The sequence below is a fragment of the Niallia endozanthoxylica genome (assembly GCF_008710145.1).
Taxonomy (GTDB): Bacteria; Bacillota; Bacilli; order Bacillales; family Cytobacillaceae; genus Bacillus_BD; species Bacillus_BD endozanthoxylica.
The window spans coordinates 144167-161690 of the sequence record NZ_VYKL01000022.1; the positions used below are offsets into that span (position 1 = coordinate 144167).

The window sequence follows — 17524 nt, forward strand, 5'->3', positions numbered from 1 at the left end:
GGGAATAAAGACATAGAAGGATTTGAAAAGAATTAGCCGCTTCATTTGTGGAAATTATTCTCTGAAATCTGTTTAACAAGGGGATTGAAACGCATTTTTTATTATTTTAATATAATAAATAACATAATATTACCTTTAATACAGTCCAGAGAGACTGAAAAATTCTGATTACAAATATCGATAAAAAATGAAATCATCCATTTAGAGGCTGAAAAGTATCTAAATGGATGGTTTTTTTGTCTTATAAAAATATTCAGGATTAGGGCGTGAAATATATGGCAGGCAATATATTGGCATGGAAAAACGATTTAGAAAAATAATAAATATTTGAAAGGGGGAAAGATTAATGGAGGTTATAGTTAATAAAGTGTTAGATGCAAAAGGATTAGCCTGTCCTATGCCTATTGTGAAAACAAAAAAAGAAATGACTACACTTGAGCCTGGACAAGTTATAGAAATACAAGCAACGGATAAGGGCTCTACTGCTGATATGAAAGCTTGGGCAGATAGTACGGGTAATCAATATTTAGGAACCGTTGAGGAAGATAATATTTTAAAACATTATCTTCGAAAAGCGAGAACCGAAGAAGAGAAAACAGAGGCCAAGCATGCAGATGTTGTAAGTTTAGACGACCTATTAAATAAATTAGATGGAAATGAGAAAATTACCGTTTTAGATGTTAGAGAACCAGCTGAATATGCTTTTGGTCATATTCCGGGTTCCATTAATATACCTCTTGGAGAATTAGAGCATCGCTTTGAAGAATTAAATGATACAGAAAATCTTCATATCATTTGTAGAACCGGAAACCGCAGTGATTTTGCTGCCCAAAAACTAACAGAAAAAGGGTTTAAAAATGTAAAGAATGTAGTTCCTGGTATGAAGGATTGGATAGGAGCAATTGATAAAAGCCACTGATTAAGGAGGAAAACGAATGAAGGTAGCGATTATTGCTGCAAATGGAGGTATGTTCGATGCCTATAAAGTCTTCAACATTGCAACAGCCGCCGCTGCAACAGATGCAGAGGTAGCAATCTTTTTTACGTTTGAAGGGTTAAATCTTATTCATAAAGAAGCCCATAAAAATTTACCTATGCCTGCAGGAACAGAACATTTTCAAGCAGGCTTTAAAAAAGCCAATGTCCCGCCTATTGAGGAACTGGTTTCAATGGCAAGAGAACTGGGAGTCAAAATGATTGGATGTCAAATGACAATGGATGTGATGAGTTTAGAAAAGGAGCATTTTATTGAAGGAATTGATGTTGGGGGAGCTGTTACATTTTTAACTTTTGCTAAAGATGCTGATGTGACACTAACTTTTTAGACTATAACTTCATTTAAAAAGGAGGGGCAAAATGGTAACTGCAACAGCTATAAAGACAATCACTGTAAAAGAACTAGCAAGGAAAGTATTAAACCATGAAGACTTGTTTATTATTGATGCTAGGAATACAGATGATTTTGATGATTGGAAAATTGAAGGGAAAAATATTGAGATTATTAATGCCCCGTATTTTGACTTACTAGAAGGGATTGACCCTATACAAGATAAGTTGCCCAAAAATAAGGAAATTTATGTAATATGTGCAAAAGGCGGGTCCTCCGAATTTGTAGCAGAGCAAATTGCTGAAGCAGGCTTTACAAATGTATACTCCGTTGAAGGTGGTATGAAGGCTTGGAGTGAGCATTTAGAGCCGATTAAAATTGGCAATTTAAAAAATGGAGGAGCCATTTATCAATTTGTTCGTATAGGCAAAGGGTGTTTGTCTTATCTAATTGAATCCAATGGAGAAGGCGCTATAATTGATACTAATCGTATGCTTGAACCATACGAAAGCTTTATTAAAGAGCATCACATTCATTTAAATTATGCTTTAGATACACATCTACACGCAGATCATATTTCCGGAGGAAGAAAACTGGCTGAGAAATTAGGTGCGACTTACTGTCTTCCGCCCAAAGATGCTGCAGAAGTTCACTTTGAGTATGATCCAATTCATGATAAGGATGAATTTATTATTGGGAACACAATCATTAAAGCCGTTTACTCTCCGGGGCATACCATTGGAAGTACATCGTTTGTAATTGATGATCAATATTTATTAACAGGAGATATTTTATTTATTGATAGCATGGGCCGCCCAGATTTAGCAGGAAAAGCAGAAGATTGGGTAGGAGATTTAAGAAACACCTTATACAGCCGATATAAAGAGCTTGCGGATGACTTATTGGTTCTGCCAGCTCATTATATGAGTATAAAAGAAATGAATGAGGATGGAAGTATAGGTGAAAAGCTAGGTGAGTTGTATCAAAAGAATCATGGGTTAAATATTGCAGATGAACATGAGTTTAGAAAAACAGTAACAGAAAACTTACCTCCACAACCAAACTCATATCAGGAAATTCGGGAAACAAACATGGGAAAAATGACTCCGGATGAAGAAAAGCAAAGAGAAATGGAAATTGGACCAAATCGCTGTGCTGTCAGGTAGAAGGTAAGGAAATAGTTACATGAATTTCTTTTGAAAAAAGAGAAGAAAAATAAAAGGTAGCTTGAATCGCTACCTTTTATTTATTACTAATCTAATGGCTTTCAATATATGTTTCAAGAGCTGGATGAAACTCTTTTTGATAATGCTGATCTGGACATGATTTAATGACAATTGCTTTTAAAGTATTGGAATGTTGAGTTTCTAATGCCTTCTTACATTTTGGGCAATGTTCAACAAAAAGATTCTTTATAAAACCCATAATCAGATTCACCATCCTTATTCCATTAATTCCTATGTTTATACTATGAATTATACAGCATCATCGTATATTTACAATAGGAATCCTTCACTTTTTACTATTTATCTTATGGAGGGTGGGTAATAAAAGTGAACGAAATAGGATGTATATGATTTCAATGGATATAAAATAAAGCAGAAAAGGAAGATGAAACAAAAATAAGATTGACATTATACCTATAGGGGTATAATATAGAACATGTTGAGGGGTTCTTTAATTTATCCCACTCTTAACGGGCAGTAAGACCCCCACTGATGGAAGTTTCAATTTATGGAGGTTAGAATGACATTTTTAATTTTGAGTACAGCGATTGTCATATTTATTTTATATAGAAGGTATTTTCCTGTTCTTGGCGTCCAGTGTAATCATTTTAGTGATCTTGATTTAGATAAAATAAATGTAATAGATGTAAGGGATTTTAATGAATCTTGTAAGAATCCAATCGAGGGAGCCATCAATATTCCGATTGCCTATCTAAAGAGAAATTATCATGAAATCCCAAATCGTGATTTACATTTAGTAGCATTAAGCTTAGTAGAAAAAAATATGGGTATACGTTTATTAAGACAAAAGGGTTTTCGAGTAACTGGATATACAATTATGGAACAGGAAAAGTTTTCATTAAAGGAAAATTCATTAGAAATGGAAACGAACCGTTAAGGAGGTAGAAACATGTATTATGATGATCAAATGAAAAATAGAGTAAAACGTATTGAAGGGCAATTAAGAGGAATTTTAAGAATGATGGAAGAAGATAAGGAATGTAAGGAAGTCATCACTCAGTTATCTGCAGTTAGGACTGCTATTGACCGAACAATTGGGGTTGTTGTAAGTTCCAATTTAGTAGAGTGTGTTCAAAAAAATCATGATCAAGGTGATAAAAATACAGAAGAGCTAGTAAAAGAAGCCGTTAATCTATTAATAAAAAGTCGGTAAAAAAGGTTGACACTTTTTTTTATTTTTATTAACATTATACCCATAGGGGTAAAGGTAATAAACGGATAGGAGGAAATAAATAATGAATGTAGTGAAAGTATTAGATGCAAAAGGTTTAGCCTGTCCAATGCCAATTGTTAAAACAAAAAAAGCAATAAATGAACTGGAATCTGGTCAGGTTTTAGAAATTCATACAACAGATAAAGGTGCCAAAAATGACCTTACCGCTTGGACTAAATCAGGTGGACATGAGCTGCTGGAATACGAAGAGGAAAATGAAATTTTAAAATTTTGGATTCAAAAAGGATAATTTTTTTAACTGTAAATATACCCATACGGGTACATGTAACAAAAACATCATATTGGAGGTAATATTATGACAGAGAAGAAAAAGACAACCATTATCTTATTTAGTGGTGAGTATGATAAGGCAATGGCTGCATATATCATTGCAAATGGGGCAGCTGCTTATGATCATGAAGTAACAATTTTTCACACGTTTTGGGGATTAAACGCCCTTCGTAAAGATGAAAATATTCAAGTGAAAAAAGGGTTTATGGAAAAAATGTTTGGCAAGATGATGCCAAGAGGCGCAGATAAAATGGGACTTTCCAAAATGAATTTTGCCGGCTTTGGTCCTAAAATGATTAAGGATGTTATGAAAAAACACAACGCGATGCCTCTTCCGCAACTAATCGAAATGGCTCAAGAGCAGGATATAAAATTGGTTGCTTGTACGATGACGATGGATTTATTAGGTCTGCAACAGGAAGAGTTGCTAGATAATATTGAATATGCAGGGGTTGCTGCATATTTGGCAGATGCCCAAGAAGGAAATGTTAATTTATTTATTTAGAAGAAGCGGGGAATGTTATCCTCTAGATATAGGAGAGACTAGTCAGGATTTACAATAGTATCAAAGGTGACATTGGTGCCTAGATTTAATAGAAATTGAAGGAGGATTAATACAATGAGAGAAATGACTGCAAAAGAAGTAGAAACATTATTTAATGAAGGAAAGACATTAAATATCATTGATGTACGCGAAGTGGATGAAGTAGCAGCCGGAAAAGTTCCAGGTGCAGTTCATATTCCTTTAGGATTAGTGGAGTTTCGTATGCATGAATTAGATAAAGCAAAAGAGTATATCATGGTTTGCCGTTCAGGAGCTAGAAGCGGCCGTGCAACGCAATTTCTTGAAAGCTATGGATTTAACGTGATAAACATGGTTGGTGGAATGCTTGCTTGGGAAGGTAAAGTTGAATAAATTTTTTTCGTAAAAATAATACCCCAATATGTATAAAAACAGGAGGCTTTAAAATGGAGAACTTAAAAGCAAACGTAATTTTAGACGCAAAAGGATTGGCGTGCCCAATGCCGATTGTGAAAACAAAAAAGTCAATGAATACTTTAGAGGCAGGGCAAGTATTAGAAGTTCAAGCAACAGATAAAGGATCCAAATCTGACATAAAGGCATGGGCTCAAAGTTCAGGACATCAGTATTTAGGAACGATTGAAGAAGGGGAAGTGCTAAAACATTATCTTCGTAAATCTTCTGATGATGAGACATCTGAGAAAAAGCATCCACACATCATTAAAAATGAAGAGTTAGAAAAAAAACTTGAGACAAATGAAAACATCGTGGTGTTGGATGTAAGAGAAGCTGCAGAATATGCATTTAACCATATTCCAAATGCTATTAATATTCCTTTAGGTGAATTAGAAGACCGTTTAAATGAATTAAATAAAGAAAATGAAATCTTTGTGGTTTGTCGTACAGCTAGCCGCAGTGATCTTGCTGCGCAAAAGTTATCTGAAAAAGGGTTTACCAATGTGAGCAATGTTGTTCCGGGAATGAGTCAATGGTCTGGTCAGACAACGGGTATTTAGTAATTTTTTTTGAAACTAAAAATACTATAGGGGGTAATTGGGGATGACTTTAAAAGTAATGACTGCCAAACAACTGGCTGAAAAGGTATTAAATAAAGAAACATTGTTTATTTTGGATGTCCGCAATGAAAGTGATTTTCGTGATTGGAAAGTAGAAGGAGAAAATTTTCGATATGTAAATGTTCCATATTTCGAGTTAATTGATGGGATTGAACCAATTGCTAATCAAATTCCTCAAAATCAAGATGTGCTTGTGATTTGTGCTAAAGGCGGATCTTCTGTATTTGTTGGAGAACAATTAGTTGATGCTGGCTTTAATCATATTTACACATTAGAAGACGGGATGCAGGCTTGGAGCCAGTACTTAGAAAAGGTAAAAGTATATGAAGATAAAAACCTAAAGGTATTCCAATTTATCCGCGTAGGTAAAGGCTGCTTATCGTACATGGTTGTATCTGGTCAGGAAGCTCTCATTGTTGATCCCGCACGTTTTGTAGATGATTACGTAAAAGCTGCGGAAAAAGAAGGAGCAAAAATTACTCATATTGTCGATTCTCATTTACACGCTGATCATATCTCAGGTGGTAACATGCTGGCTGAATTGACAGGTGCAAAATATTATATTATGAAGAGTGAAGGTGCTGTATTTAATTTTGAGGCATTAGAAAATTATCAAAAGATTGAGTTCGAGCAAGTACAGCTTGAAGTCTTAGCTGTAAAAACACCTGGACATACACCAGGCAGCGTATCATTTCTTGTGAATGATAAACTTTTATTCTCAGGTGATACTATTTTTATTAGTGGATTAGGTCGTCCTGACCTTGGAAATAAAGTACGTGAATGGGCAAATGACTTGTTTCATACTGTTCATAACAAGGTATCAGAAATTGCTGATGATGTGATTGTACTCCCTGGCCACTATGCTGACCTGGATACTGAAATCAACTCAGCTGGGTATATTGGAGATACGCTTGGAAAGATTAGAAAACGCAATGAAAATATGTTTAAGGCTACAAAAGATGAATTTCTCAATCGTGTTGAAAAGTCAGCAAGTTCAGTTAAACCACCAAATTTTGAAGAGATTGTTGCAATTAATCGTGGAGTAGAAAAAGTTGATTCTGTTAAAATGCAAGAGTTGGAAATCGGGCCTAACCGTTGTGCTGTTCATCATGCTGAATAATAGGAGGTAAATAAAAAATGAATGCAGCGAAAGTATTAGATGCTAAAGGCTTGGCTTGTCCAATGCCGATTGTGAAAACAAAAAAAGCCATAAATGAACTTGAATCAGGTCAAGTGTTAGAAATCCATACAACAGACAAAGGGGCCAAAAATGATCTTACAGCCTGGGCAAAATCAGGTGGACACAATCTTCTAAAACACGAAGAAGATAATGATGTATTAAAATTTTGGATTCAAAAAGGATAAAAATAAAGGGAGCTGTAATAGGTTCCCTTTTCTAAAAAGGAGGAAGAGATGGATATTAGTTTGATAATCACGATCTTCCTAATTGGATTTATAGGTTCATTTATTTCAGGGATGTTAGGAATAGGTGGAGCTATTATTAACTTCCCAATGTTATTATATATTCCAGCTGCTTTTGGGGTAGGACATTTTACGGCACATGAGGTTTCAGGAATTACAGCTGTACAGGTTTTCTTTGCTACAATCGGTGGTGTTTTTGCTTACCGCAAAGGTGGCTATATTAACAAAACTTTGATTGTCTACATGGGGATTAGTATTCTGATTGGAAGTTTGATTGGCGGGCTCGGCTCCACGCACATGACCGAAAGCGGAGTGAATATTGTTTATGGAATTTTAGCGTTGCTTGCCGTTATCATGATGATTGTACCAAAAAAAGGTATTGATGATATTTCATTAGACCAAGTGAAATTTAACAAGTGGCTTGCCGCAATTCTAGCATTTATTGTCGGGATTGGAGCAGGTATTGTGGGTGCTGGAGGAGCATTTTTGCTAGTTCCCATTATGCTTGTCGTATTAAAGGTACCGACAAGAATGACTATTGCTTCCTCCTTAGCGATTACACTCATTTCATCTATTGGTGCTATTACTGGTAAAATCTCAACAGGACAAGTAGAAATTCTTCCTTCTCTTATAATGGTTGCAGCTAGTTTACTTGCCGCTCCACTGGGAGCAAATGTTGGAAAAAGGATGAATACAAAAGTATTACAAATCATTATGGGAGTATTAATCTTGGCTACTGCAATAAAGACATGGGTGGATATTTTATAAGCTTAATGGATATTCAGAAAAAGGTTAGTAAACGATAACAATGATAGGAGGGATTAATTATGTTTGATGGAATGAATGACGATGAAAAGGAAAAACTTGAAGAAGTTCTTAAACATTCAATTGAAACCGAAGAAGATTTAATGCGTACTTATCTGATAAGTGCTGAGAGGGTTCAAGATGATGATGAGCTAAAAGAACGTCTTGAAAATTTTGCACAAGGAAATGCGAAACGGACGAAGCAACTGATTGATGAGCTGAAGGAATTGAAGGAAGATTAGATGCGGGCAAGTTACTAAAAGAGAGCTGATTTCAAGAATCGGCTCTCTTTTAATAGATTAACGCACGATAAACCAGTTATTTACAAGCTGTTCTTTATTATACAGCAATGGTTGATTGGTTTTGGCATCAACAACTTCTCCTCCGGCCGCTTCAACAATAGCCTGACCTGCTGCTGTATCCCATTCCATTGTTGGGGCAAAGCGAGGATAGACATTAGCCTTTCCTTCTGCTACTAGACAGAATTTCAATGAGCTTCCTGCAGAGATCATCTCAACCTCGGCATGTTCTTTTTTTAGATTCTCAACAAATGCTTCTGTTTCAGAAGATAAATGAGAGCGGCTGGCAACCACCTTATATGAACCCTCATGACCGACTGCGACTTTATCAGACACTGCTAATAAGTTCTGCTCTGATTTAAGCTGATGGTTGCTGTAGCGGTTTACTTTAAAAGCTCCAAGCTGGTTTGAAAAATACATTTCATCCTTAACAGGAACGTAAATAACACCTAAGATTGGCTTCTGATTATGAGCAAGTGCAATATTTACCGTGAATTCTCCATTGCGATTTACAAATTCCTTCGTACCATCTAAAGGGTCGACAATCCAAAGAGTTTCCCACTTTTTTCTTTCTTCAAAGGGAAGGTGCTGACCCTCTTCGCTTAGTATAGGAATGGAGGGGTAGAGCTGCTCCAAGTGTTTAACAATCATTTCGTGTGATTTTTGATCAGCTAATGTGAGAGGTGAGGCATCCTCTTTTGTTTCAACTTGAAAGTCAGTATCATACACTTCTAAAATCTTTTGCCCAGCTTCATAGGCAGCTTTCGTTATATCAAGAATTTTAATAGATTCAATCATTTTAATCATCCTTAAAGTTATTTAGTTGCTTTCCTTTTCAAAATAATGAAATAATAATATGTATGGAGAATCTTGAGAAAAAAGAATTAATGTTAATTCTACATAAAAGGGAATCATCCTGCAAATGAATGATTTTATGAATCGGAGGTAATGAAAATGGATTTACAGCTAGCCGGTAAAAAAGCGCTTATTACAGGCGGAAGCCGCGGCATTGGGAAAGCGGTTGCACGCCAGCTCGCATTAGAGGGTGTTGATTGTGTTATTTGTTCCAGAAGTGAAGCGGCTTTAAAAGAAACAGCCCGAGAAATTAGTGAGGAAACAGGAAGGAATATTTACCCTGTCACAGCTGATTTGGGGAATTCTGAATCCATTCAAAGATTGGTAGAGACTGCCGTAGATTTATTAGGCGGTATTGATATTTTGATAAACAACGGAGCTCGCGTAAGCGGTAAAGAACCTGAAGGATTTAATGAAGTTAGTGATGAATTGATTTTAAAAGATTTTGAGGAAAAGTTCCTCGGCTATTTCCGATGTACAAGGGCTGTTGCTCCTTATATGAAGGAAAATAATTGGGGCCGGATTATTAACGTGAGCGGCTTGGCTGCCAGAATGGCCGGCAGTGTTAGTGCTGGGGCGCGAAATGTATCGGTTGTTCATCTAACGAAGACTTCATCAATTGAATTGGGAAAATACGGAATTAATGTGAATGCTGTTTATCCAGGATTTACAGAAACGGAAACTATTAATGATCGAATTCCAAATGAAGAGGACAGGAAGAAGCTTGCCAGCATGAATTCAATCGGCCGTCTAGTCAATGCGCAGGATGTGGCAAATGTCATAACCTTCCTAGCATCGCCGCTATCTGTCTCTATTAGCGGTGAAGTGCTGTCTTTAACCGGCGGTACAGGAAACGCTGTTCATTATTAATGCTTTGGTTAAGGGGGCTGTTGAAATCCGCCCTTTAATTATTTTTTTAATTAGCTTTATTTAGCAACATTGTTGATTTTTGACTCATCTAAAGCTGTATGGTTATGAAATGACAGGAGAAAATACATTTTCTCCTGTCATTTCATAACCATACAGCAACCTTTCAGCATAGCTGAAAGGCGTGAGAAATGGATATTTCTCACGGATGAGTCAAAAATCTGACTTATCAACATTATTGATTAGCATAGCCTTTTAACTAAGTGAATTTTTAAAGTGATAAAGTTTTTTTAAGCTGATTAATTTGTTAAGACCTTTTTTAATCGTTGATGTTTCCTCTATCTTTTTAACTTCTATCTGTCTGGAACGAGAAGCTTGTTTACAGAGTTCAAGCTGGCTGTTGATTTGATCTTCCACGGCTTTATTTTGTACATAATGATATACTCCTAATGAATCCTGCTCACGGGCTTTTGTATTATCAGATAATATAATCTCAAGCCATCTATAAATTCTTGCTTTTAAATGGTCTTTAAGAATGGGAAATAAGATTTCTACTCGATTTTCCATATTTCTCGTCATCATATCTGCAGATGATAAATAGATTTTTTGCTCTCCATGATGGTGAAAATAATAGATCCGGGTGTGCTCGAGGAACCTGCCCACGATACTCCGAACGGTGATATTTTCGCTGATATCTTTTATTCCTGGACGTAAACAGCATATTCCCCGGACAATGAGGTCAATCTTTACGCCTGCAATGGATGCCTCGTAAAGCTTCATGATGATTGTCTTATCGGTCAGCGAGTTCATTTTCGCAATAAAATACCCGTCACCAAATTGTTTATGGAAGGAAATTTCCTTATCAATCAGTTGGATAAATTCATTCCGAATATCATGCGGCGATACTATTAGGTGATGATAGGATGGCTTTTCCGTATGTCCGCTTAAGTAATTAAAAAAGTTTGATGCATCAATGCCGATTTGTTCATTCGTTGTAATTAATCCCATGTCTGTATAGATTCTTGCTGTTGCATCATTATAATTGCCTGTACCTAAATGAACAAAGCGCTCAATTTTATTTTTCCTGCGACGGACTACAAGTGTTATTTTGCTGTGAGTTTTTAAGTGTGTCATTCCATATATAACATGACAGCCGGCCTTTTCCAGTTCTTTTGCCCATTGGACATTATTTTTTTCATCAAATCTTGCTTTTAATTCCACTAGCACCGTGACTTGTTTTCCATTTTCAGCAGCGCGCTCGAGACTTTTAATGATCGGAGAGTTTCCGCTTACTCGGTAAAGCGTTTGTTTAATTGCCATTACATCAGGGTCATCCGCTGCCTGTGAGATAAAGTCGACGATGGGTTCAAATGATTCGTAAGGGTGATGGAACAGAAGATCCTCACTGAGTGCCGCTTCAAAAATATCCTTCTTTCCGATTAAGTCCTCTGGAACTTGTGGAATAAAAGTTTCATAGACTAAGTGTTCATGGCTGGCTTGAATCGTATTGTAGAAAGAAAATAAGAAGGTTAAATCAAGTGGTGCTTGAACAAAATACACATCCTTTTGATGGATTTCCAGTTCTTCAACTAAATAATCTACTACTTGCTGATCATGGAGCTGACTTTGAACTTCTAATCTTACACATGCTCCCCATTTACGTTTTTTCAATTCCTCTTCAATTTCACGTAAAAGATCATCGGCACCTTCTTCATGAATCGTTAAATCCGCATTACGGGTAATACGAAAAGGTGTAACAGATTGAATATCATAGCCCATAAATAAGGTATCGATAAACTCAGCAATAACCTGCTCGAGCAGTACAAATCGTCTTATATTATTTTTAGAAGGCAGTTCAATATAGCGCTTAATAACAGACGGGACCTGAACAATGGCCATTTTAGTTTCGGTGTGATTTCTGCTGTTTTCATTTTGCTCACACAGGACAATGGCTAGATTGAGCGACTTATTCAGAAGCATTGGAAAAGGCCGATAAGCATCTATTGCCATAGGTGTGAGGACAGGAAAGATATGTTCATGAAAATGCTTTTCTAAGAAAGAATAATCAGCTCTGGAGATTTCCTGAATTGGGATGATTTTCACACGTTCTTTTTCTAACAGAGGGGTTAATACATGTAAGTATGTCTTGTCGTGCTGTTCAATTAATTTATGGGCAATATTAGAAATAGCAGATAATTGCTCTGCAGGTGTAAGGCCAGCCTTGTTCTCAGGGCGGTTAAATCCGGCTTTCAACTGATCGAGTAGGCCTGCAACACGAACCATGAAGAATTCATCTAAATTTGAACTGAAAATCGCCATAAATTTATACCGTTCAAGCAGTGGATTTCGTTCATCCATTGCTTCTTCCAATACTCTTTGGTTGAAATCAAGCCAGCTTAATTCTCTATTATTATAATAAGAAGGATTGCCTAAATGGAGTAAGGGGTCTTCATGTTTTATTTCAATTGGTGCGTTCATGTTCATCTATCTCCTATCTCTCAAGATGAGTTCAAAAAAGTCAGGAAAATCTTCTTAAGAAGCGCTTTATTGTAGAAGATAAAAAGAGTATAGTTAATTGTCGTGACTGCTGGAACTGCAAATACAATATGTAATGCAGAATGCAGGCGAGATATACTTATACTTTGTTTCCTTGTCACTTTTTTGAACAATATATTTAAGTTATATTAAAAATATCAAAATAAGGTAAATATTATGTATGAGGATTGTAAATCTTCTGTTAATTTTTGTCGAAAGTTGTTGAAAGATTGGTTGCAAAATATCATAGAGAATGAGGTTAGTTAATGAGTGAATTAATCTTTAATAATTATAACATAGGTGAAGAAATTATCAGAGCCATTACGGCTATGAATTATGTAAGCCCAACAGAAGTTCAGCGTAAAGTGATACCGATCGCATTAGATAAAAAGGATTTGGTTGTATCATCTCAAACAGGAAGCGGAAAGACGGCTGCTTTTGGCATACCTATATGTGAGATGGTGGAGTGGGAGGAGAATAAGCCACAGTGCCTCATTTTGACCCCAACGCGGGAACTTGCCGCACAGATAAAAGAGGATATTACTAATATTGGAAGATTTAAACGGATTAAAGCGGCGGCCATTTACGGTAAGCAATCCTTTGCGAAGCAAAAGCTTGAGCTAAAGCAAAAAACGCATGTTGTAGTTGGAACCCCAGGCCGGGTATTGGACCATATTGAAAAAGGAACATTGGTCGTGGAAAAGCTCAAATTCCTTATCATCGATGAAGCGGATGAGATGCTGAATATGGGTTTCATCGACCAAGTAGAGAGCATCATTCAAAAGCTTCCTACAGAACGAGTGACATCTGTTTTCTCGGCAACGATGCCAGAGGATATTAAACATCTCTGTCATACTTATATGAAGAATCCGGTTGAAATCTCAGTCGAAGCGACAGGCATCACTACTGAAAGGATTGACCATAACCTTCTAGAAGTAAAAGAAGAGGGGAAGTTTTCTCTTTTAAAGGACATAACAATTGTTGAGAATCCGGATAGCTGTATTATTTTCTGCCGTACGCAGGAACGGGTTGATGATGTAATGGAAAGGCTAGATAGTGGCGGTTATCCATGTGATAAGCTGCATGGCGGGATGTATCAGGAGGACCGGTTTGCTGTCATGGATGATTTTAAAAGAGGAGTGTTTCAATACCTTGTTGCAACAGATGTAGCTGCAAGAGGAATTGATATTGAGAACATTAATCTTGTTATTAATTACGATATTCCATTAGAAAAAGAAAGCTATGTGCACCGAACTGGCCGGACTGGCAGGGCGGGTAGAGCGGGGAAGGCTGTTACCTTTGTTACCCCTTATGAACAAAAGTATTTAGATGAAATTGAACAATATATAGGGTTTAAAATTCCTGTCATGACTCCGCCTGCAAAAGAGGAAGTAGAAAGCAGGAAGGCTGAGTTTATAGCAAAAATAAAAGCAGTGCCGGCTTTAAAGGAAGATAAAGGGGTAAAATTAAATCAAGATATAATGAAGTTGTATTTTAATGGAGGAAAGAAAAAGAAACTGAGAGCAGTAGATTTTGTCGGAACCATTGCTAAATTAGATGGCGTAAAAGCTGAAGATATTGGAATCATCACAATCGAAGAAAATGCCTCCTTTGTTGAAATTTTAAATGGAAAAGGTCCCGCTGTACTAAATGCTATGAAGAATACCACTATTAAAGGCAAGCAGTTGAAGGTATATCAGGCAAATAAGTAATGTTACTCTAGTAGAGGTTCAGAATGTTTAGGTTATTAATTTTTAAAAATTTATCCTAAAAATAAACAATCTTGTTATTTTAATGAGAATAACAAGATTGTTTAAGTGTTGTCTAACAACGAGAGAACAGTTTATGAAGGTTAGTTGGACAGAGAACGGTTGTTGTTGATGAGTAATTCTTCGTTTACCTCATCTTCTTCCACTACTTTGTCGAAAGAAGCATACTTTTCTTGAATAAGAATGTAACCAAGAGCAGCAAGAATGCTTGGTATGGCGAAGGTAGCAAAAGCTACTTTTGTATCGATGCCTGTTACAAGCAGCATGGCAATTAAAGTCGGAGCGAGAATCGAACCGATTCGCCCGATAGCCTGCGAGTAGCCTGCTCCAGTTGCACGAATTTCACGTGGATAGAATTCTGTAATGTATGGATTTCCTAAGTTCATTGCCCCAACAGTACTTGCTCCTCCGACAAAAATCAATACATATACTAGAGCAACATTTGTTGTGAGACTTAAGGCAATAAATGTAACAACCCCCATTAAATATAACGAAATAAGAACTTTCCGATGGCCTACTTTGCCTGCCAAATAACCGCCTACCAATGTACCCCCAATTTGTCCAAGGCATAGAACAATATTAAATGTTAAGCTTGAACTCAGACTAAAACCCGAATTCTGCATCATTTTTGGCAGCCATGTATTTAGCCCATACGCCATCATCATTGTACAGAATACAGCAAGCCAAATCGCAGCCGTACTGAAAGCACGATTGTTTGTAAACAGCTTTTTTACCGGAAAGCCTTGATTGTCTTTTGCCGCTGCAGTAAGTTGATAATCATCTGTTTCCTTAAAATTCCCATCTGGTTTCACTTTATGAAGAATTTCTACTACTTTCCCAACCTGTTTTCTTGCTAAATAATAGGAGAGTGATTCAGGAAACTGCTTAATGAAAAGCGGGATTGTTAATAACGGAATCGCACCGATATAATACAACACACGCCAACCTGTATGTGGAATTAGATATATCCCAATTAATGAAGCCAAAATTCCTCCTAAAGCATATCCAATATAAATGGCCCCTACAAGAAGAGGACGATGTTTTTTCGGAGAATACTCTGTCATTAAGGAAATGCAATTTGGCATTAAACCGCCCATTCCAATCGCCGCAATAAAGCGCATGATTGTGAACCAAACAATATTAGGAGCTAATCCTGCTGCCAAAGTAAATATACTGAATAAAAACATACATACTATAATGATATTTTTCCGGCCGAATTTATCTGCCACTGGAGATAGGACAAGTGCACCAATCATCATTCCAAATAAAGAATAGCTTCCCACTGCTCCTGCCTGTAGCGCGGATAAATTCCATTCTTCCATCATCCAGGGCATCCCCACACCATACATAGCAATATCAAAGCCGTCAAAACCTATTGCGTAGAAACACCAAATAAAAACAATTAAATGAAAGCGGTTAAATTTACTAGCAGAAACTATCTCTTGTGCAGCAATCGTTCGCATCTACTTTCCTCCTTTATTTATTCCTTTTTAATATTTTTACAGTGTTAATAATATATTTTAAATTTTCAGAATAAAATAAAGGTTTTCCTATAGATGGAACATTTAAATATTTTTTAAAAAAAGTTTCTTAATTAAATCTTCATAGCTCTTTTATTTCCATAATTTCTTATAGCTAATTCATCTGCCGCATCCATAACGGCTTTACTTAACTCCTGAACCCGATAAGGTGTGATTCGTGATGAAGGCCCTGCAATGCTGACTGCATACGTCACTTTCCCTGACGAGGATTTAACCGGTGCTGCTATCGAGGAAAAACCCAAATGCAATTCATCCTTACTATAAGAATAGCCTTCCTTACGTATTTTAGTTAAACGTTCCTTAAATTGCTGTGGATGCTTAATCGTATGACTAGTATAAGGGGACAAACCCTCTGCAATCACTTCCTCTATCTCTGATTGACACCGATAAGCGAGAATAACCAGTCCGGTATTTGTCGCGTGAATAGGATTCTCCTTTCCTTCGTGTGAAAGCAAATGAGCATAGTTGGGACTGTCAATTTTTTGTAAGTACACCACTTTATGACCTTTTAAAATAGAAACATGTGCTGCCTCACCTGTCTCTTGAACAAGCTTTTCTAATACAGGATGTGATATTTGACAGATGTCATAATAGGATAGAATCGTTTTTTCCACTGCTAGAATAGACGATCCTAACCGAAACTTTTTCGTTACGAGGTCCCTTGCTAGAAACCCCTCTTGCATAAGAGTCATCGTGAGCCTGTGAATAGTACTATGTCCAACACCCAATTTTTCAGCCAATTCACTTAAAGTAAATTCAGGTTCGTTCATATTAAAGAAGTTTAATAGACGGAGAGTATTTCCTAATGTAGACGAACTTTTCTTCTGATTGATTTCCATAGCTATGCTCCATCCCCATTACATTCATATTTTCTTTTTTCAGCTAAAACAGCTTTGATAACTTTCTTGAAAACTAGTAAAAAGAGATAATTCGTTATTATTCCCCTTCGATATATCCTAATCGGTAAGAGATTTCTTGTGCGGTTTTAACAACAACGTCCACTATTTCGGATATCGGTTTGGTACTCATTCGATCTTTTGGACCGATTAAACTGACGGCTGTCACAACCTGGTCTGTATAATCCCTTATGGGTGCGGCAATGCTTATGCTATTTTCGTGCATTTCATCGATGCAGATACAGTATCCTTGTTCTTTAATATTTTGTAACTGATTCATTAGAATTTCTGGGTCTGTTACACTATTTGGTCCCATTTTCGGTATTCCTGCTTGGAGTATTTCTTCCACCTTTTTCATGGGAAGATGAGCCAACAGTACTTTTCCTGAACTAGAACAGGTGGCAGGATTATTTTCACCAATATCCCCATGAAGAAGATAGGGTTTTTTACATTCAATTTTAAGCAAATAAACCACTTTTTCGCCTTCAAGAGTAGGAATCATGGCTGTTTCCCCCACTTTGTCTACAAGTGCTTGCAGGGGTTCTGCAGCTTCGCGTTTTATTTCCATATGATACTTAATGACACCTGATAAATTAAGTAAGGATAAACCTAACCTATATTTTGAATCTATTTTCTCTATAAATCCTTCCTTAGAAAGGACATTCAATAATCGACTGACTGTACTTTTGGGAAGTTCTAATTCTCTAGCTATTTCTGTTATTCTCCAAAACGATTTTTCTCTACTAAATAATCTTAAAATCCGCAGACCATTTTGGGCAGATTTCAGCAGTGTTTGATTTTGAATGGAAGAAACCATTACTTCACCTCGAAAAATTATTAAAATGTTCCACATATCAGA

At 36.6% G+C, this 17524-nt stretch carries 21 protein-coding genes; 15 read left to right on the forward strand and 6 right to left on the reverse strand.

All coding sequences use genetic code 11. The features are described from left to right. Positions 1-346 precede the first annotated feature (346 nt). The 3 genes from F4V44_RS15205 to F4V44_RS15215 are packed head-to-tail and all read left to right on the forward strand — an operon-like array spanning position 347 to position 2493. The gene (locus F4V44_RS15205) at positions 347-919 is read left to right on the forward strand and encodes a sulfurtransferase TusA family protein (protein ID WP_150440869.1); all 573 of its coding nucleotides are present in this window, start codon (positions 347-349) and stop codon (positions 917-919) included. Positions 920-935: 16 nt separating this feature from the next. Continuing rightward, positions 936-1325 carry a DsrE/DsrF/DrsH-like family protein gene (locus F4V44_RS15210; protein WP_150440870.1) on the forward strand — a complete coding sequence of 130 codons (390 nt, stop codon included), beginning with the start codon at positions 936-938 and terminating at the stop codon, positions 1323-1325. Between the two features lie 31 nt (positions 1326-1356). Further along, positions 1357-2493, forward strand: a complete 1137-nt coding sequence (locus F4V44_RS15215; protein ID WP_150440871.1) for an MBL fold metallo-hydrolase — start codon at positions 1357-1359, stop codon at positions 2491-2493. Positions 2494-2584: 91 nt separating this feature from the next. On the opposite strand, the gene F4V44_RS27395 is transcribed toward F4V44_RS15215, so the two are convergent. Next, positions 2585-2752, reverse strand: a complete 168-nt coding sequence (locus F4V44_RS27395) for a hypothetical protein (protein ID WP_191090697.1) — start codon at positions 2750-2752, stop codon at positions 2585-2587. 321 nt (positions 2753-3073) lie between these two features. Here F4V44_RS27395 and F4V44_RS15220 point away from each other — a divergent pair, with 321 nt between their 5' ends. From F4V44_RS15220 to F4V44_RS15265, 10 genes are all read left to right on the forward strand, one after another. Continuing rightward, positions 3074-3451 (forward strand): rhodanese-like domain-containing protein, encoded by a 378-nt coding sequence (locus F4V44_RS15220; RefSeq protein WP_150440872.1) that lies wholly within the window; start codon positions 3074-3076, stop codon positions 3449-3451. A gap of 12 nt (positions 3452-3463) precedes the next feature. Next, complete coding sequence (locus tag F4V44_RS15225) at positions 3464-3727, forward strand: metal-sensitive transcriptional regulator (RefSeq protein ID WP_150440873.1); 264 nt, start codon at positions 3464-3466, stop codon at positions 3725-3727. 82 nt (positions 3728-3809) lie between these two features. After that, positions 3810-4037, forward strand: a complete 228-nt coding sequence (locus tag F4V44_RS15230; protein WP_150440874.1) for a sulfurtransferase TusA family protein — start codon at positions 3810-3812, stop codon at positions 4035-4037. 66 nt (positions 4038-4103) lie between these two features. Further along, a complete protein-coding gene (locus F4V44_RS15235; RefSeq protein ID WP_150440875.1) occupies positions 4104-4583 on the forward strand; it encodes a DsrE/DsrF/DrsH-like family protein in 480 nt (159 codons plus the stop codon). A 114-nt stretch (positions 4584-4697) separates the two neighbouring features. Then, positions 4698-4994 (forward strand): rhodanese-like domain-containing protein, encoded by a 297-nt coding sequence (locus F4V44_RS15240; RefSeq protein ID WP_150440876.1) that lies wholly within the window; start codon positions 4698-4700, stop codon positions 4992-4994. A 53-nt stretch (positions 4995-5047) separates the two neighbouring features. After that, complete coding sequence (locus F4V44_RS15245) at positions 5048-5617, forward strand: sulfurtransferase TusA family protein (RefSeq protein ID WP_150440877.1); 570 nt, start codon at positions 5048-5050, stop codon at positions 5615-5617. 43 nt (positions 5618-5660) lie between these two features. Beyond that, positions 5661-6797, forward strand: a complete 1137-nt coding sequence (locus tag F4V44_RS15250; protein WP_150440878.1) for an MBL fold metallo-hydrolase — start codon at positions 5661-5663, stop codon at positions 6795-6797. A 17-nt stretch (positions 6798-6814) separates the two neighbouring features. After that, positions 6815-7042, forward strand: a complete 228-nt coding sequence (locus tag F4V44_RS15255; protein WP_150440879.1) for a sulfurtransferase TusA family protein — start codon at positions 6815-6817, stop codon at positions 7040-7042. 48 nt (positions 7043-7090) lie between these two features. Beyond that, positions 7091-7867, forward strand: a complete 777-nt coding sequence (locus F4V44_RS15260; RefSeq protein ID WP_150440880.1) for a sulfite exporter TauE/SafE family protein — start codon at positions 7091-7093, stop codon at positions 7865-7867. A gap of 59 nt (positions 7868-7926) precedes the next feature. Further along, positions 7927-8145, forward strand: coding sequence for a hypothetical protein (locus F4V44_RS15265; RefSeq protein WP_150440881.1), 219 nt, complete (start codon positions 7927-7929; stop codon positions 8143-8145). A 57-nt stretch (positions 8146-8202) separates the two neighbouring features. On the opposite strand, the gene cysQ is transcribed toward F4V44_RS15265, so the two are convergent. Then, a complete protein-coding gene (gene cysQ / locus F4V44_RS15270; RefSeq protein WP_223881908.1) occupies positions 8203-9000 on the reverse strand; it encodes a 3'(2'),5'-bisphosphate nucleotidase CysQ in 798 nt (265 codons plus the stop codon). 156 nt (positions 9001-9156) lie between these two features. On the opposite strand from cysQ, the gene F4V44_RS15275 reads away from it, so the two are divergent. Beyond that, entirely contained in the window at positions 9157-9927 is a 771-nt protein-coding gene (locus tag F4V44_RS15275; RefSeq protein ID WP_150440882.1) for an SDR family NAD(P)-dependent oxidoreductase, read from the forward strand. 252 nt (positions 9928-10179) lie between these two features. On the opposite strand, the gene F4V44_RS15280 is transcribed toward F4V44_RS15275, so the two are convergent. Then, positions 10180-12402: an RNA degradosome polyphosphate kinase gene (locus tag F4V44_RS15280; protein ID WP_317978330.1), complete on the reverse strand. Its 2223-nt coding sequence runs from the start codon at positions 12400-12402 to the stop codon at positions 10180-10182. A 323-nt stretch (positions 12403-12725) separates the two neighbouring features. Between F4V44_RS15280 and F4V44_RS15285 the strand changes: the two genes are divergently transcribed. Continuing rightward, on the forward strand, positions 12726-14171 hold the full coding sequence (locus F4V44_RS15285; RefSeq protein ID WP_150440883.1) for a DEAD/DEAH box helicase: 1446 nt from the start codon (positions 12726-12728) through the stop codon (positions 14169-14171). Positions 14172-14311: 140 nt separating this feature from the next. Here the strand turns inward: F4V44_RS15285 and F4V44_RS15290 are convergent, their stop codons facing one another. The 3 genes from F4V44_RS15290 to F4V44_RS15300 form a co-directional block, all read right to left on the reverse strand. Further along, on the reverse strand, positions 14312-15691 hold the full coding sequence (locus F4V44_RS15290) for an MFS transporter (protein WP_150440884.1): 1380 nt from the start codon (positions 15689-15691) through the stop codon (positions 14312-14314). Positions 15692-15822: 131 nt separating this feature from the next. Next, the gene (locus F4V44_RS15295; protein WP_150440885.1) at positions 15823-16608 is read right to left on the reverse strand and encodes an IclR family transcriptional regulator; all 786 of its coding nucleotides are present in this window, start codon (positions 16606-16608) and stop codon (positions 15823-15825) included. 97 nt (positions 16609-16705) lie between these two features. Next, the gene (locus F4V44_RS15300) at positions 16706-17482 is read right to left on the reverse strand and encodes an IclR family transcriptional regulator (protein ID WP_150440886.1); all 777 of its coding nucleotides are present in this window, start codon (positions 17480-17482) and stop codon (positions 16706-16708) included. Positions 17483-17524: the final 42 nt, after the last annotated feature.

Bases quoted from the DNA above. Each gene is read 5' to 3' on its own strand.
- F4V44_RS15275 (WP_150440882.1), top strand. From the start codon at position 9,157: ATGGATTTACAGCTAGCCGGTAAAAAAGCGCTTATTACAGGCGGAAGC.
- F4V44_RS15220 (WP_150440872.1), top strand. From the start codon at position 3,074: ATGACATTTTTAATTTTGAGTACAGCGATTGTCATATTTATTTTATAT.
- F4V44_RS15265 (WP_150440881.1), top strand. From the start codon at position 7,927: ATGTTTGATGGAATGAATGACGATGAAAAGGAAAAACTTGAAGAAGTT.
- F4V44_RS15255 (WP_150440879.1), top strand. From the start codon at position 6,815: ATGAATGCAGCGAAAGTATTAGATGCTAAAGGCTTGGCTTGTCCAATG.
- F4V44_RS15300 (WP_150440886.1), bottom strand. From the start codon at position 17,482: ATGGTTTCTTCCATTCAAAATCAAACACTGCTGAAATCTGCCCAAAAT.
- F4V44_RS27395 (WP_191090697.1), bottom strand. From the start codon at position 2,752: ATGGGTTTTATAAAGAATCTTTTTGTTGAACATTGCCCAAAATGTAAG.
- F4V44_RS15290 (WP_150440884.1), bottom strand. From the start codon at position 15,691: ATGCGAACGATTGCTGCACAAGAGATAGTTTCTGCTAGTAAATTTAAC.
- F4V44_RS15230 (WP_150440874.1), top strand. From the start codon at position 3,810: ATGAATGTAGTGAAAGTATTAGATGCAAAAGGTTTAGCCTGTCCAATG.
- F4V44_RS15225 (WP_150440873.1), top strand. From the start codon at position 3,464: ATGTATTATGATGATCAAATGAAAAATAGAGTAAAACGTATTGAAGGG.
- F4V44_RS15215 (WP_150440871.1), top strand. From the start codon at position 1,357: ATGGTAACTGCAACAGCTATAAAGACAATCACTGTAAAAGAACTAGCA.
- F4V44_RS15210 (WP_150440870.1), top strand. From the start codon at position 936: ATGAAGGTAGCGATTATTGCTGCAAATGGAGGTATGTTCGATGCCTAT.
- F4V44_RS15295 (WP_150440885.1), bottom strand. From the start codon at position 16,608: ATGGAAATCAATCAGAAGAAAAGTTCGTCTACATTAGGAAATACTCTC.
- F4V44_RS15260 (WP_150440880.1), top strand. From the start codon at position 7,091: ATGGATATTAGTTTGATAATCACGATCTTCCTAATTGGATTTATAGGT.
- F4V44_RS15245 (WP_150440877.1), top strand. From the start codon at position 5,048: ATGGAGAACTTAAAAGCAAACGTAATTTTAGACGCAAAAGGATTGGCG.
- F4V44_RS15280 (WP_317978330.1), bottom strand. From the start codon at position 12,402: ATGAACGCACCAATTGAAATAAAACATGAAGACCCCTTACTCCATTTA.
- F4V44_RS15240 (WP_150440876.1), top strand. From the start codon at position 4,698: ATGAGAGAAATGACTGCAAAAGAAGTAGAAACATTATTTAATGAAGGA.
- F4V44_RS15235 (WP_150440875.1), top strand. From the start codon at position 4,104: ATGACAGAGAAGAAAAAGACAACCATTATCTTATTTAGTGGTGAGTAT.
- cysQ (WP_223881908.1), bottom strand. From the start codon at position 9,000: ATGATTGAATCTATTAAAATTCTTGATATAACGAAAGCTGCCTATGAA.
- F4V44_RS15250 (WP_150440878.1), top strand. From the start codon at position 5,661: ATGACTTTAAAAGTAATGACTGCCAAACAACTGGCTGAAAAGGTATTA.
- F4V44_RS15205 (WP_150440869.1), top strand. From the start codon at position 347: ATGGAGGTTATAGTTAATAAAGTGTTAGATGCAAAAGGATTAGCCTGT.
- F4V44_RS15285 (WP_150440883.1), top strand. From the start codon at position 12,726: ATGAGTGAATTAATCTTTAATAATTATAACATAGGTGAAGAAATTATC.